The organism is Salinimicrobium marinum (assembly GCF_014651535.1).
Classification (GTDB): domain Bacteria; phylum Bacteroidota; class Bacteroidia; order Flavobacteriales; family Flavobacteriaceae; genus Salinimicrobium; species Salinimicrobium marinum.
Window position 1 is genome coordinate 17,188 of sequence record NZ_BMXB01000019.1, and the last position, 13,806, is coordinate 30,993.

Annotated in this window: 12 protein-coding genes; 3 read left to right on the plus strand and 9 right to left on the minus strand. The window is 41.7% G+C overall.

Translation table 11 applies throughout. The features are described from left to right. Window positions 1-25: 25 nt before the first annotated feature. The 8 genes from IE056_RS16155 to IE056_RS16190 form a co-directional block, all read right to left on the minus strand. Entirely contained in the window at window positions 26-2,833 is a 2,808-nt protein-coding gene (locus IE056_RS16155) for a T9SS type A sorting domain-containing protein (RefSeq protein ID WP_189605854.1), read from the minus strand. Between the two features lie 63 nt (window positions 2,834-2,896). After that, window positions 2,897-4,240, minus strand: a complete 1,344-nt coding sequence (locus tag IE056_RS16160; RefSeq protein ID WP_189605949.1) for a deoxyguanosinetriphosphate triphosphohydrolase — start codon at window positions 4,238-4,240, stop codon at window positions 2,897-2,899. A gap of 171 nt (window positions 4,241-4,411) precedes the next feature. Next, window positions 4,412-6,868, minus strand: coding sequence for a ribonucleoside-diphosphate reductase subunit alpha (locus IE056_RS16165; RefSeq protein WP_189605855.1), 2,457 nt, complete (start codon window positions 6,866-6,868; stop codon window positions 4,412-4,414). 153 nt (window positions 6,869-7,021) lie between these two features. Then, complete coding sequence (locus IE056_RS16170; RefSeq protein WP_189605857.1) at window positions 7,022-7,999, minus strand: ribonucleotide-diphosphate reductase subunit beta; 978 nt, start codon at window positions 7,997-7,999, stop codon at window positions 7,022-7,024. A 308-nt stretch (window positions 8,000-8,307) separates the two neighbouring features. Beyond that, on the minus strand, window positions 8,308-9,381 hold the full coding sequence (locus IE056_RS16175) for a Gfo/Idh/MocA family protein (RefSeq protein WP_189605859.1): 1,074 nt from the start codon (window positions 9,379-9,381) through the stop codon (window positions 8,308-8,310). Window positions 9,382-9,460: 79 nt separating this feature from the next. Then, window positions 9,461-10,204: a hypothetical protein gene (locus IE056_RS16180; protein WP_189605861.1), complete on the minus strand. Its 744-nt coding sequence runs from the start codon at window positions 10,202-10,204 to the stop codon at window positions 9,461-9,463. A 134-nt stretch (window positions 10,205-10,338) separates the two neighbouring features. Continuing rightward, window positions 10,339-11,163, minus strand: a complete 825-nt coding sequence (locus IE056_RS16185; RefSeq protein WP_189605863.1) for a DUF4412 domain-containing protein — start codon at window positions 11,161-11,163, stop codon at window positions 10,339-10,341. A gap of 262 nt (window positions 11,164-11,425) precedes the next feature. Next, a complete protein-coding gene (locus tag IE056_RS16190) occupies window positions 11,426-11,995 on the minus strand; it encodes a DUF3109 family protein (RefSeq protein ID WP_189605865.1) in 570 nt (189 codons plus the stop codon). 133 nt (window positions 11,996-12,128) lie between these two features. On the opposite strand from IE056_RS16190, the gene IE056_RS16195 reads away from it, so the two are divergent. From IE056_RS16195 to IE056_RS16205, 3 genes are read left to right on the plus strand one after another with little or no spacing between them, the layout of a single operon-like run. Beyond that, complete coding sequence (locus IE056_RS16195; RefSeq protein ID WP_189605867.1) at window positions 12,129-12,704, plus strand: MarC family protein; 576 nt, start codon at window positions 12,129-12,131, stop codon at window positions 12,702-12,704. Continuing rightward, entirely contained in the window at window positions 12,701-12,898 is a 198-nt protein-coding gene (locus tag IE056_RS16200; protein WP_189605869.1) for a hypothetical protein, read from the plus strand. The genes IE056_RS16195 and IE056_RS16200 overlap by 4 nt, the downstream gene beginning before the upstream one ends. Next, complete coding sequence (locus tag IE056_RS16205) at window positions 12,898-13,506, plus strand: FAD-dependent oxidoreductase (protein ID WP_189605871.1); 609 nt, start codon at window positions 12,898-12,900, stop codon at window positions 13,504-13,506. Before IE056_RS16200 ends, IE056_RS16205 begins: the two co-directional genes overlap by 1 nt. Here the strand turns inward: IE056_RS16205 and IE056_RS16210 are convergent. Beyond that, the gene (locus IE056_RS16210) at window positions 13,498-13,803 is read right to left on the minus strand and encodes a hypothetical protein (RefSeq protein WP_189605873.1); all 306 of its coding nucleotides are present in this window, start codon (window positions 13,801-13,803) and stop codon (window positions 13,498-13,500) included. The genes IE056_RS16205 and IE056_RS16210 overlap by 9 nt on opposite strands. Between the last annotated feature and the right edge of the window lie 3 nt (window positions 13,804-13,806).

Below are 13,806 nucleotides of genomic sequence, written 5' to 3' on the forward strand. Positions count from 1 at the left end.
TCCACAGGATTCTTAAGCAGAAAACTTACTTAATGATGATCTTCTGGGTGCTGGCACCTGCATTTCGTTCTATTCTTACAAGATAAACCCCCGTCCTTAGATGTGATAGATCTATTTCTTCGGGATCTTCTGAAATATTGAGATTGAAGGAAGCCATACGCTGTCCTATGGTGCTGAAAACATCTACCTGAGACTCACCCATATCTCCTCCGGAAACTATTTCAACAATACCTTCTGAAGTGGTTGGATACACCAGAACTTCGTCTTCTGCAAGTTCATCTGTTCCGGGCACTTCTTCTGAAGAAAATTGTCCTGAAAATATGCCGCGGCCATAAGAAGCGGCAAAGACCGTATTATCTCCTTTTCTAAGATCAAGATCTGTAACCTTTACATCACTCATTCCATTATATGCCTGCTCCCAGGTGGGAGCATCATTTAAAAAGTCATTGGTGGCCCACACGCCGAGTTCTGTACCTATAATAACTTCTTCAGGATTTGTGGGATTTTTCAGGATACTTAACACCGGAAGATCGGGTAAATTACCTTCTTTCTTGATCCAGTCGGGAGTATCTTCCGAAGCATTTTCGGTGTACCAGATGCTTTCCACTCCGTAATTATAAAAGGTAACGAGGATCTCATCTTCAGAATCTCCATATTCCACATCAGATATGCTTCCAACAAATTGGTCTCCGGTAATTTCTTTCCATTCTGCAGCGCCGGGAGATCCGTTTGCATTGGCAATACGAATGAGTTTCCCATTAACCAGTCCCGCCAGAACAGTGGAACTGCTGGTGCTATAGGGGGAAACTGCCAGGGCTGTGATTGCGGCATCGAGCAAATTGTTGTTGAGAGAAACCCTGGGAGCCACAGTCCCGTCGCCCTGTGTGGATTCGGGTAATTCATTGAGATCATCGTACCTGTACAGGGTGCCAACAGGACCGTTGGAAAACAACTTATCAAGGTTGGAGTCCAATGCCTGCGGATTAATAAAGAATCCGTCGTTGTCCTCATTATCTGCAATATACCTCCAGCCGCTATCTTCCCCATATTCATAGGCAATGATGAGGTTATTGTAAACAAGGTTGGCTACAAAATATTTGGTGTCTACCTCATCATAAAAGGTATGGGCGCCGTCCCCGCCCAGGATACCTATAGAAACAGGATTTCCGTTTTCAATTAACTGGGTGCCGTTATCCTGAGTTCCACCCAGGAAGTAATCTCCGGCAGCGAAAGTTGTAGGTGCTACTGCCACCGAGTAGAATTGTGTAGTGATATAATCTCTTTCGGGAGTAATAAAAACATCAGATTCCGCTGCAGCAGCAAGATCCCGGGCATATGATACCCCGCCGTCATGTCCAAAGATCGCCTGATTTGTATTTCCCGGCCTGAACTGCATCACGTGATGATCTGCATGTACCAGAGAGACCGGCAGATCCTCCAGATTGTTATTATCTGCCCATTTTGAGATCTGTTCCCAGCTGTTCCCGCTATCGGAAGATCGGAAAAGATCAATTCCGCCGGCGTAAACTAAATTGTCATTGGTAGGGTCGGCTTCGATGACCAGATTGTAAAACGCCTGACCTCTTGCAAAATCATCTGGCGGAATATCAAGATCGGCATCATTAGGTTCAGGAAGTTGGGTGATACTGGAAAATGCATCGGTGGTGATCCATAAGTCCGCTTCACTATTGGCATTTTCAGCAAGAATATAGAATTTCATAGGTTCTGTGGCCGAGGCTTCGATCTCTGTTCGCAACACGTTAGGAATGGTTGCTACCTGAGAAAAGCCAGTGTTTTCTCCCTTTTCTCTTTTGAAGATCTTTCCGCCGCGATTATTAACCCCGGCTCCGGGAGAATTGGTAGTGGCTACCCAAAGGTTTCCGGCGGCATCGGTCTCGAAATCATTAAAAGAATCGTCTTCTATGATGCGGTTCCAGGAATTTCCACCATTGGTGCTTCGGTACAATCCTTTGTCAAAAAATCCGAGGAAATTGGTGGGATTGGCGGCATTGGCATACACGTGAGTGGTAACTCCAATAAATACTTCGGTAGAAGTGCCATTATCCCAGGCTGTAATATCATTAATATAATGAATTCCTCCAATCACCCGCTGGTTGTTACCTGATTGATCTGTGGCCTGCTCCTCAACGTCCAGTACTTTTGTCCAGGTTTCACCCCCATCTGTAGTTTTATAGACTCCGGTACCTACCACATCCCCTGCAGTATATTGCTCCCCTGTTCCCACATACCAGATGTTCGAATCCCGTGGATCTACCGTAATGCAGGAAATGTTGAGGTTTGCGGCAAGTCCGGAAACTCTTTGCCAGGGAGAATTTTCTGAAGTGATATTTTCATTCACCCATAATCCACCACTTATGGCTCCTGCAAAAACTCTTCTGCCGGACTCATCGTTTGGATCAAATAGCAATACCCTGGTTCTGCCGCCAACATTGGTGGGACCTCGTTCCTCCCAGGCCACATCTCCATCCTGTCCCGGAGCTTTAAGTGCTGTTTTATTACGCCTTTTTGCAGCCAGTTCTTTTTGCAGTTGGTGGATCTTATAAGGTTCGGGATACCCCAGAGCAGGGTTCATGGTGAAATAAGCCATTAACTCGTAATATTCATTGGGCGGAAGGCCCTTCTGGATCTTATCTTTCCGGGAAAGTTTTGTGTTGGCTTTTTGAGGCTGTTTATTTTTCAGAAATTCAGCATGCCGCAGGCGAAGTTCAGTAATCTCATCATCTGCCGTCATGTCCCTGTTTCTTACATTGAGTAAAATTAAAAGTGCCGGGACAAAAATGACCAGTAGAAAAAGGAGTACTTTTCTTTTCATTTGCTGAAGATTAGAAGAGATAGAAGTTGATCTTCTGCAAAATACGCATTTTGGTTCACATCTTTATATTCGTAAACCTTTGAATTTTTTAAAGGAATTGACAATATTACTGTCTGTAAGGGACGAAATGTAGGAACATATTTTGATCAGGTTCCCGTAAAGATCGAGATTTTCGTACTCAATTACGTTTGGAACCAGTTTTAAAACCAGTTTATTGAAGTTGGACTCGGGTTCTCCTTTTTCCGGTAAAAGAGCATTGGTGTAAGTGTCCAGAAGATGGGAAAGCATCTGGTAGCCGGCAATTTCTTTGCTTATCACTTCTTCGCTCTGGTAAATATTCTCAATACTTATCTTGATTATATCTGTGATCTGTGCTTCATACCTGCTTTTGTCAAAAAGCGACTGATGGAATTCTCCCGCCAGAATGGCTTCTTCATTATTCAGGAAGATTTCAACTGCTTCTGTAATTAAGGTATTGATCGCAAGGGCGCGCAAATAACTCAGGCGATCGGCCCGGGTCTGGAGGCTGTGATATTTTGCAGTGTTAATAGAATCTTTGACGAGCTTGATAAGATATTCCAGGGCATATTCTTCTTCAATTAGTCCCAAGTTAATGCCGTCTTCAAAATCAATGATGGTATAACATATATCATCTGCGGCCTCAACCAGGAATGCTAGTGGATGACGGGCGAAACTTTTATTTTTTGTATTTCCGGTAGGTAGTAAACCCAGTTCATTGGCTACCTCTTCAAAAAAGGCTTTTTCACTTTGAAATATTCCGAATTTTTTATCGGCAATATGATTGGTTGGTTTGTGCGGAAGGGATTCCTTCGGATATTTCATAAACGCTCCCAAAGTAGCATACGAAAGCCGGATTCCTCCCGGAATTCCGGGTCGGTCTTCCGTGAGGATTTTAAATCCGTTGGCGTTTCCTTCAAATTTTACAAGATCCTGATATTCTTCCGGCGTTAGTTCATTTTTGAAGCGTTTCCCGTTGCCAATGCTGAAATATTCTCCAATAGCTTTTTCTCCGGAATGACCGAACGGCGGATTTCCGATATCATGTGCCAAAGCAGCGGCAGCCACAATTGCTCCGAAATCGTTCATTTGGTATCCATGGATGGTTTTTAAATGCGGATGTTTTTCTATTATTCTTTGCCCCGCCAGCCTTCCCAAAGATCTTCCCACTACTGAAACTTCAAGACTATGCGTTAACCTGGTATGAACAAAATCTGTTTTTGACAGTGGAATAACCTGGGTTTTATCCTGAAGACTCCTGAACGCGGATGAAAAAATGATTCGGTCGTAATCTACTTCAAATCCTAATCGGGTTTCATTTTGCTCTTTTCGAAGTCGTTTGTTTGTGTCTCCGGCTCTTCTAAGAGAGAGGAGTTGTTCCCAGTTCATCATTGCTACGGTAGAAGTTAATATGTGAACAGTTAAAAGTAACTGCGATAAAATTCAGATTTTGAATGCGATCCAAAAATAACAAAAAAGGGAAGTAAGCCACGGCTTAGTTCCCTTTTCTTTTAGAGAGAAAAAATCTCAATACTCAATACTAATATCTCATATCCAGTTTTAGCTTCCACACATCAAACAATCATCGCCTTCGGCTTCTTTGGATTGAGCGATCATTGTCCGTAGCTCTTCCGGAGAAAGGCTGCCTTCTTCAGAAGTGGTGAGAGGTTTTGTTTCTGAAGCTTTAAAAGTTGCTGCTGCCCGTTGCGGGACTGTAGATTGCTCTTCAGGGATTTCCTGCTTCTTCTCTTCTTTAGAAAGCGTAAATTTGATAGCGTCTACAGCCGATTTTGTTCTTAGGTAATACATTCCGGTTTTGAGTCCGCTTTTCCAGGCGTAGAAGTGCATGGAGGTCAATTTTCCGAAGTTGGCATTTTCCATGAACAGGTTGAGTGACTGTGACTGATCGATAAAATATCCGCGGTGACGGGACATGTCAATGATATCTTTCATGCTCAGTTCCCAAACGGTTTTGTAAAGTTCTTTGAGGTCATCGGGAATTACATCGATATTCTGAACAGACCCATTGGAACGCATAATCGCATTTTTCACGTCATCGTTCCAGAGGTTTCGCTCTACCAGGTCTTCCAGTAAATGTTTGTTTACCACAATAAATTCTCCTGAAAGGACCCTTCGGGTGTAGATATTTGACGTATAAGGTTCAAAAGCTTCGTTGTTTCCAAGGATCTGGGAAGTGGAAGCCGTGGGCATTGGAGCTACCAGAAGAGAGTTTCTAACGCCATTTTTTAATACCTCCTTCCGAAGTTTTGCCCAATCCCATCTTCCGCTGAGATCTTCATCGTTCATGCCCCAAAGGTTAAACTGAAATTTGCCCTGGCTCATGGGAGAACCTTCATAAGTAGAATAGGGGGCTTCTTCTTTCGCCATCTCCATGGAAGCCGTAACGGCGGCAAAGTACAGGGTTTCAAAAATCTCCTGATTCAATTTTTTGGCTTCGTCACTGGTAAACGGAAGCCGCAGCCTGATAAACGTATCTGCCAGTCCCTGCACGCCCAATCCCACCGGGCGGTGCCTTAAATTGGAATTTTCTGCTTCTTTTACAGGATAATAGTTTCTGTCAATGACCTTGTTGAGGTTTTTGGTTACCCTTTTCGTGATCTTGTACAGCTCTTTGTGATCAAATTCGTTTCCTTTTATAAACATTGGAAGGGCGATGGAGGCGAGGTTGCAAACAGCCACTTCGTCTTCGCTGGTGTATTCGAGAATTTCGGTACAAAGGTTTGAGGAACGAATGGTTCCCAGGTTCTGCTGATTCGATTTTCTATTGGCCGAATCTTTATAGAGCATGTAAGGAGTACCCGTTTCAATTTGAGATTCAAGAATCTTCTCCCACAGTTCACGGGCTTTTATTGTTTTCCGGCCTCTTTTTTCGGTTTCATATTTTAAGTAAAGTTCCTCAAATTTGTCCCCGTGGCGGTTGTATAAATCCGGACATTCATTGGGACACATAAGCGTCCAGTGAGCGTCTTCTTCCACGCGTTTCATAAAAAGATCAGGGATCCACATGGCGTAGAAAAGATCGCGGGCGCGCATTTCTTCTTTTCCGTGGTTCTTTTTAAGGTCCAGGAAATCAAAAATATCTGCATGCCACGGCTCTACATAAATGGCGAAGGAACCTTTTCTCTTGCCGCCTCCCTGGTCCACATATCTTGCGGTATCATTGAATACCCGCAGCATGGGTACAATCCCGTTGGAAGTGCCGTTGGTTCCGGAAATATAGGAGCCGGTAGCACGAACGTTGTGAATAGATAATCCTATTCCTCCTGCAGATTGGGAGATTTTGGCTGTTTGTTTCAGGGTGTCGTATATCCCGTCAATGCTGTCATCTTTCATTGTCAATAAAAAACAGGAAGACATTTGGGGTTTTGGCGTTCCCGCATTGAACAGGGTAGGAGTGGCGTGTGTAAAATATTTTTTTGACATCAGCTCATAAGTTTCTATGGCTGCATCGAGATCATCCAGGTGTATTCCAATGGACACACGCATTAACATGTGCTGTGGCCTTTCAGCAATTTTTCCGTTTAACTTCAGAAGATAGGAACGTTCGAGGGTTTTGAATCCAAAATAATCATACTGAAAATCGCGGTTGTAAATGATCAGGGAATCCAGCTTTTCCTTATTTTCCTGAATCACCCGATACACATCACCGGCTAAAAGGGGGGCTTTGTTGCCGGTTCGGGGGTTTACATATTCATACAGATCGGTCATCACTTCCGAAAAAGACTTTTTCGTGTTTTTGTGAAGGTTAGAAACAGAGATCCTTGCCGCCAGTTTTGCATAATCGGGATGTGATGTAGTCATGGTAGCCGCAATTTCGGCTGCGAGATTGTCAAGTTCGCTGGTGGTAACGCCGTCGTAAAGTCCTTCAATCACACGCATGGCAACTTTTACAGGATCTACCAGTTCATTGAGTCCGTAGCAAAGTTTCTTCACCCTGGCAGTGATCTTATCGAACATTACAGGTTCTTTACGGCCATCTCTTTTTTCTACATACATAGTTGGAATATTTACAGATTGGAACCTCCGGATCTTTCAGGCAGGGAAAAATTCCCTAAAGAGGAAGATCTTTTGGAAGTCAGGATTAATTATATAGGTATGGATTACACCACGTTGGGGGGCCGTGATGCTACCCGATATTACTGAAGTAAATTAAAAATCGGCGTCAAAGCTGATTTTGTCCGATTCTTTGTCTTTGTTCATTACGCCTGCTTTCTGATACTCGCCCACACGTTTTTCAAAGAAATTGGTTTTTCCCTGCAGGTTGATCATATCCATAAAGTCAAATGGATTGGCAGTTCCATATTCTTTTTCACATTCCAGTTCTACCAGCAGGCGATCTGTCACGAATTCCAGGTACTGAGTCATCAATTTAGAATTCATCCCTATAAGGCTTGCAGGAAGCGATTCTGTAATGAATTCCCGTTCTATATTAAGCGCATCCACCAGGATCTCGCGAATACGTTCTTTAGGTACTTTATTAACGAGGTGGTTGTTGTGCAGGTGCACAGCAAAATCACAGTGAACCCCTTCGTCTCTTGAGATCAACTCGTTTGAGAAAGTAAGACCGGGCATTAATCCGCGTTTCTTTAACCAGAAGATCGAACAGAACGCTCCGGAAAAGAAGATCCCTTCCACGGCGGCAAAAGCAATAAGTCTTTCGGCAAAAGAATCAGATTCTATCCATTTCAGTGCCCATTCTGCTTTCTTTTTTATCGCCGGAAAAACTTCCAACGCCCTGAAAAGCTGATCTTTTTCCTTTTCATCTTTCACGTAAGTGTCTATGAGCAAAGAATAGGTTTCAGAATGGATGTTTTCCATCATGATCTGAAAACCATAAAAGAACTTGGCTTCGGCATACTGTACTTCATTGACGAAATTTTCTGCCAGGTTTTCGTTCACGATCCCGTCTGAAGCTGCAAAGAATGCAAGGATATGCTTTATGAAGTAACGCTCATCGGAATTTAATTTATTGTTCCAATCGCTAAGATCCTGGTGAAGGTCAATCTCTTCAGCAGTCCAGAAACTAGCTTCCATCTTTTTGTACCAATCCCAAATATCATGATGTTTTATAGGAAAAATTACGAATCTGTCTTTGTTTTCCTGTAAAATGGGTTCAGGGTGAGTCATGATTTCTTAATTTGGTTGGTTATTTTTCAATAGTCGATCTAACAAATATTGCAATTTGTAGGACAAGTTAGAAGGATGATACCCAAACCTTTTCAACAAAGTTTTCAACAAAGAAGAATTTATTTGTTACTGACATTTTGTTAACGTGAGAAATTATTCAATTAAAAATCAGAAAATTAGCTTTTGTTAATTAAATTAAGAACAGAAAGTGAGACGGAGGGCAATGAGGTTGTGAACCCTGTATTTCCTACAAAGCACCGGAAAATCTCCGAGGTGAGAATTTGGATGAAATTACTGGTTTGTCCGTTTTAAAGCGTCAGTCTTTTTCCGGCATTGGCGGCAGATTCGTAGATCTTTTCCAGGATCACAATATCACGCAATCCTTCTTCCCCGGGAACAAGAACAGGTTTATCCTTAATAATGGCCAGTGCATCATCATCCATTTGTACGGCCTGCTGATTTTTCCCAAAAGGCTCCAGGACTGTCCCGTCACTTGCTTTTCCCTTCACACCTGAATATGATTGAAAGGGACGTAAATAATACCAGCCGTTTTCACAATTGATCTCGAGGTTGTTCAGGTTTTGTCCAAAGCTGGTACTGCAGTTGGCAATAATTCCATCGGGAAATTCGAGCGTGAAATTGGTGGTCTCGTCTACTTCCTCAAAAAGTTCAGGTCTGCGGGTGCTATGGGTGGCAGTGACAGCGATGGGTTCCATTCCTGTGGAGTAACGTGCAGCATTTAGGGAATAAACCCCCATATCATACATGGCACCTCCTCCTAATTCTTTATCCAGTCTCCAGCCGAGATCAGATCCGTTAAATCCTGCAGCAGCTTCCAGTTCTCGTATTTTGCCGCAGGGTTTGGTTTCAGCCCATTTCATGATGGTCTGTGTGTTTTTTTCATGCTGCATTCGGTAGCCAATGGATAATTTCACCTTATTTTTTTCGCAGGCGCTTATAATTTCCCGGCATTCTTTAGCAGTGGTAGCCATGGGTTTTTCGCACCATACATGCTTACCGGCATTGGCCGCTTTGATAGCATACTCTGCATGCAGAGCATTGGGAAGTACTATATAAACAACATCTATATCCTCATTATCGGCAATTTGATGCATGTTTTCATAATTGTACACATTAGCATCCTTAAAGCCGTACTTTTTCTGCCACTCCGGAATTTTCTCCGGACTTCCGGTCACGATCCCTCTTAATTCACAGAACTCGGTCTCCTGTAGCGCCGGAGCTAGAAGTTGGGTGCTGTAATATCCCAGGCCCACCAAAGCAACTCCTAGTTTTTTCTTCTCCAGCAGGAAATTGGGCAGTGGAAGGGTGGTAGCAGCCAGAAATAAACCCGATTTTTTAATAAAAGTACGTCTGTTATCCATGTTTGTCCGATTTTATAGTGTTTAAATTTAATGATTTACAGAATAAAATCGGATATTAAATGTGGCCAGGTAAATCTGGTTATTTCTTTTTCGAGGGAACAAAGATCCATTGCACATCTTCAGGGACTTCTGTAATGGTTGTAATTTCTATTTGTTCAGGAATTATTTTTCCCTGTTCATCCTCAAAAATTTCAAGGATTTCATGCTGTACCATATTCCATCCTTTTTTAAGATCCATATCAAATTCATGGTGTTGTTCAATTACATCATTGTTTGTAAATCCATGTGAATAGCAGGATCCTTTCACAGCGGCCTCATCTTCCAGATATACCCATTCAAAATATTTTCCTTTTCCGGTGTTTTCCTGTTTATAAGAAAGAAGCCATTTTGCGATTACTGGGTTGGAAACGGGAGATAGCATGCCTAACAATTCTTTTTCTCCTTTTACACGCGCAACCATGAGATGCTGCGGAAGCGAAGTTAATTTGGTTTCAGGATTTATATATTCTGGTTTCCCTTTATCGCAGGAAAAGGTTCCCTGTAGGTCTTTCAGAGAAATAGTTCCATTTTCAGCGGCTTTTTCCTGTTCCTTCTGCATCGCAGCTTTTACTGAAGTAAAAAAATCTTTTTCCAGCGGAATTTCAAAGTTTCCTTCAGCATCAATACTGCCTAGCTCCCGCATGCACCCGCTAAACATATCAATAAACATAATTTTTGCTTCCCCCTGTTGCCACCCGGCAATGGAGCCTGTGATCTTTTCCTGCGCTTCCGTTTGCTGTTGAAAACTCAGTAAAAACAGGAAAACTATAAAAAGATACTTCATAAGAAAATTTTAAATCGAATGGTGATTAATGGTTTTACGGCAGCTTAAGGCCATGTATAAAAAAGGGAATATGCTCCGGAATCCTTTTGGATTCGAATCTCCGGAAAAATCATAATTCGGCTTTAAAAAAAGTGTTATCCCCCTATTCCCTGGTAATCAGATTTATTTATTGACATGGGATTCTTTTCAATTCCAGTGCAGGTCATGGTCGCGCTCTTTGCAGGATTTTTCTTATCCTCCATTTGCATTTCCATCATTAAACCTTCTCCGTTTTTCATCCATTCGGCGTTTTCAAATCCTTTTGGAAGATCCTTTGAGCTGGTTTTATAAATATCATTAAAGCTAACTTCGGCTTCATCTGTCACATAAAATGTAAAAACATGGTCATCATTCTCCATTTTATAGCCCTGGCAATCATACCCCATGATCGTTTTCGAGCCAATTTCCTCTACTTCCATCTCTTCATAGGAATCTTGTGCCTCCTGCTGTTCAGTTGCTTCCACATCCATCCGGGTGGCCATGACCATATTACTTTCCTTAGAATGCATAAAGATCACGGTGAGATCATTTTCAGTATCTAAAACAGTTATCATATTTTCTGCCTGTGGAACCTTTAATCCTATGTACGAGGCATCTTCTTTTAAAAGGTATATCATGTCCATGTTCCCTTCACTGGTTTTCATGTTCATGTTGTACTCCCACTCAAAATTATAGGAACCAGGAATTTCTGAAGGGTCTACCCGCTCGGTACCCATAGAAAATGAGGAGTTTTCGAGCTGAGTTTCCCAAAGGTTGTTCAGGGATTTATCAGCTTCATTGGCTGCTTTGTTGGAAATGTTTTCGGTCACGGTGTTCTCCACCTTCTGTTCTACTTTTTTCTTTAACTTTTTCAGAAATTGGGCTTCGGCTGAAGCTGAAACAAGAAAAGCGAACAGCATTAAATAAATTAATTTTTTCATAATTCTCCGTTTTTTTAAAAATGAATAATTCAGTTTTACAGCAATAGCTGCACCTGCAGGGCAGGAATTGGGGGAGAATTTAAAGGGGAAAGACAGTTGATCGGATTAAAATTTATCCGAAAAACCTGATTAAAGATAACAAAATAAATAAGATTGCGAAAAAATCCGGAAGGTATTTTCGGTGTAAGTCACTATGGATTAGATGATAAAAGGCTTGTCCCGGGAAATAAAGGTCAGATAAATCAGGAAATATTGAAAAAGATTACTTTTTTACCTTTTCGGCTACTTTCTCCAGTTCTTCGTACCAGTCTTCACCAAATTTTCTTATAAGTGCTTCCTTTACGAATTTATAAACAGGTACCTGCAGCTCTTTTCCTAAGGTACAGGCATCATCGCAAATGTACCAGTGGTGATAATTTACTGCAGAAAATTCGGTATAATCCTGTACCCGAACGGGATACATATGGCAGGAGACAGGTTTTTTCCAGGAGATCTCTCCCTGGTTATAGGCCTCTTCGATTCCACATAAAGCAGTACCAAATTTGTCGATGGTAACATACGCACAATCTGCTCCATTGATCAGCGGAGTTTCATATTCTCCGTCCTCTCCAATAACAGAAGTTCCTTCTGCTTCTATGACTTCAATGCCTTCTTTCCGAAGAAAAGGCTTCACTTTAGGATAAATTTCCTTCAATATTCTTGTTTCTTCTTCCTCCAGAGGAGCGCCGGCGTCACCTGCTATACAGCAGGCACCTTTGCAGGCAGAGAGGTTGCACACAAAATCCTTTTCGAGGATCTCTTCAGAAACGATTGTTTTTCCCAGTTGAAACATTGTGCAAAGATAATTTTTATCCTGAATTTATGGAGGAAAAATCAACCTTCTAAATTTCAGAAAAAAATCCTGACTTCAAATTACTTCATTCTCGTTTTTCACAGTACTTTTGCCGGATTAATTTTTGAGAAAGATGAACCTTAATTTTAGAGAAATAGCCTCGGCAACTATGATTCTTTTTGCTGTGATCGATATCATTGGAAGTATTCCCATTATTATTGAACTAAGAAAAAAGGCCGGGCATATTCAAAGTGAAAAAGCCACTATTGTGGCAGGTCTTTTAATGATCGCTTTTTTATTCCTTGGGAAGGAGATTTTGAACCTTATTGGGATAGATGTCAATTCCTTTGCGGTAGCGGGTGCCTTTATCCTGTTTTTCCTGGCACTGGAAATGATTTTGGGTATTACCCTCTATAAAGACGATGCGCCCGAAACTGCTGCGGTGGTACCTTTAGCTTTTCCGTTGATTGCGGGTGCAGGAACCATGACTTCCATACTTTCTCTTAGAGCAGAATATGAAACCGTTAATATAGTGGCGGCCATTGTAATAAATATTATTTTTGTATACCTTGTTCTTAAGTCTTCGAAGAAGATTGAAGGTGTACTTGGAAAACAGGGAATAAGTGTTATTCGAAAAATATTTGGCGTAATTTTACTTGCCATTGCGGTAAAACTTTTTGCTGCCAACATTAAGAGTTTATTTATATGAAAATTTTAATTTATACTTTAATAGTACTGGCCATAGGATTGATAGGTTATAATGCTACTTTCCTCGACTTTGATAATCTTTTTGTGGATGACAGTGGTACAGCGTTAATAGGAATTCTTTCTTCCAGTATTGTAGTGGTCTTAATGGTGATTCTATTAATGTCCAGGACCATTGCCAAAAAAGCCCAACATTAGTGACTTTTGATGTTTTGATCATAGGAGGCGGTGCTGCAGGTATGTCCTGTGCACTTGTTTTAGGATCTGGTTTATCCAAACCACTTGCCCAACATAAGAAAGCAGGAATTATACTGCACCAAAAGTCATCTCATCTTCAAAGCGCTCTTTTTAATAATGTACTGGGCGTAACCCCGGGTACTACCGGAAAAGAGATCCTGGTCTCGGGACAAAAACAACTGGAGGAGAAATATCCCGGGGTAGAGCAACTGCACAAAGAAAAAGTTTCAGAAATAAAGTTTCTGAAAGAGGGCTTTGAGGTGATCACGAATAAAAACATCTATACTTGCCGAAAAGTGGTAATAGCTGTTGGTTACACAAATCTTTTAAATATTAAAGGGCTTGAATCCTATACAATTCCGCATAAGAGAGCTAAAACCAGCAAAAACAGAATTCAGCTGAAAAATGAAGATCATGTGGTTGCGGAAGGGCTCTATGTTGCCGGAACTCTTGCAGGATGGAGGAGTCAATTCTCCATTGCCACAGGTAGCGGAGCTTCAGTAGCAACAGATATTCTTACCGACTGGAACATGGGGGAACATACCAAGGTTCACGACAAATCAGAATAAGAAAAAATAGGTGAAGATAGTCACGGGAAATGCCGGGATGATCATAAGCAGAAACAGGCGGTGTAATTTTCGGTAAACAAGTACCTTTTTAAGTCTTTTCCGGAACCTGGAATCTTTGGTGCGTTGGATTTGCTCACGCAGGATATTGACCGAAACATAGGAGGAGTTGATCAATATTTCTTTCTGAAGAAATAAATAGCCGCTGTTATCCAGCAACCGAAAAGCCATTGCAATGATGAAAAGCAGCAGTGGGGAGAGAAGTAAAAGTATTTCTAGATATTCAATTAAATCCTTCACAAA

Bases quoted from the DNA above. Each gene is read 5' to 3' on its own strand.
- IE056_RS16190 (WP_189605865.1), bottom strand. From the start codon at position 11,995: ATGTTTCAACTGGGAAAAACAATCGTTTCTGAAGAGATCCTCGAAAAG.
- IE056_RS16155 (WP_189605854.1), bottom strand. From the start codon at position 2,833: ATGAAAAGAAAAGTACTCCTTTTTCTACTGGTCATTTTTGTCCCGGCA.
- IE056_RS16180 (WP_189605861.1), bottom strand. From the start codon at position 10,204: ATGAAGTATCTTTTTATAGTTTTCCTGTTTTTACTGAGTTTTCAACAG.
- IE056_RS16165 (WP_189605855.1), bottom strand. From the start codon at position 6,868: ATGTATGTAGAAAAAAGAGATGGCCGTAAAGAACCTGTAATGTTCGAT.
- IE056_RS16160 (WP_189605949.1), bottom strand. From the start codon at position 4,240: ATGAACTGGGAACAACTCCTCTCTCTTAGAAGAGCCGGAGACACAAAC.
- IE056_RS16185 (WP_189605863.1), bottom strand. From the start codon at position 11,163: ATGAAAAAATTAATTTATTTAATGCTGTTCGCTTTTCTTGTTTCAGCT.
- IE056_RS16170 (WP_189605857.1), bottom strand. From the start codon at position 7,999: ATGACTCACCCTGAACCCATTTTACAGGAAAACAAAGACAGATTCGTA.
- IE056_RS16200 (WP_189605869.1), top strand. From the start codon at position 12,701: ATGAAAATTTTAATTTATACTTTAATAGTACTGGCCATAGGATTGATA.
- IE056_RS16195 (WP_189605867.1), top strand. From the start codon at position 12,129: ATGAACCTTAATTTTAGAGAAATAGCCTCGGCAACTATGATTCTTTTT.
- IE056_RS16175 (WP_189605859.1), bottom strand. From the start codon at position 9,381: ATGGATAACAGACGTACTTTTATTAAAAAATCGGGTTTATTTCTGGCT.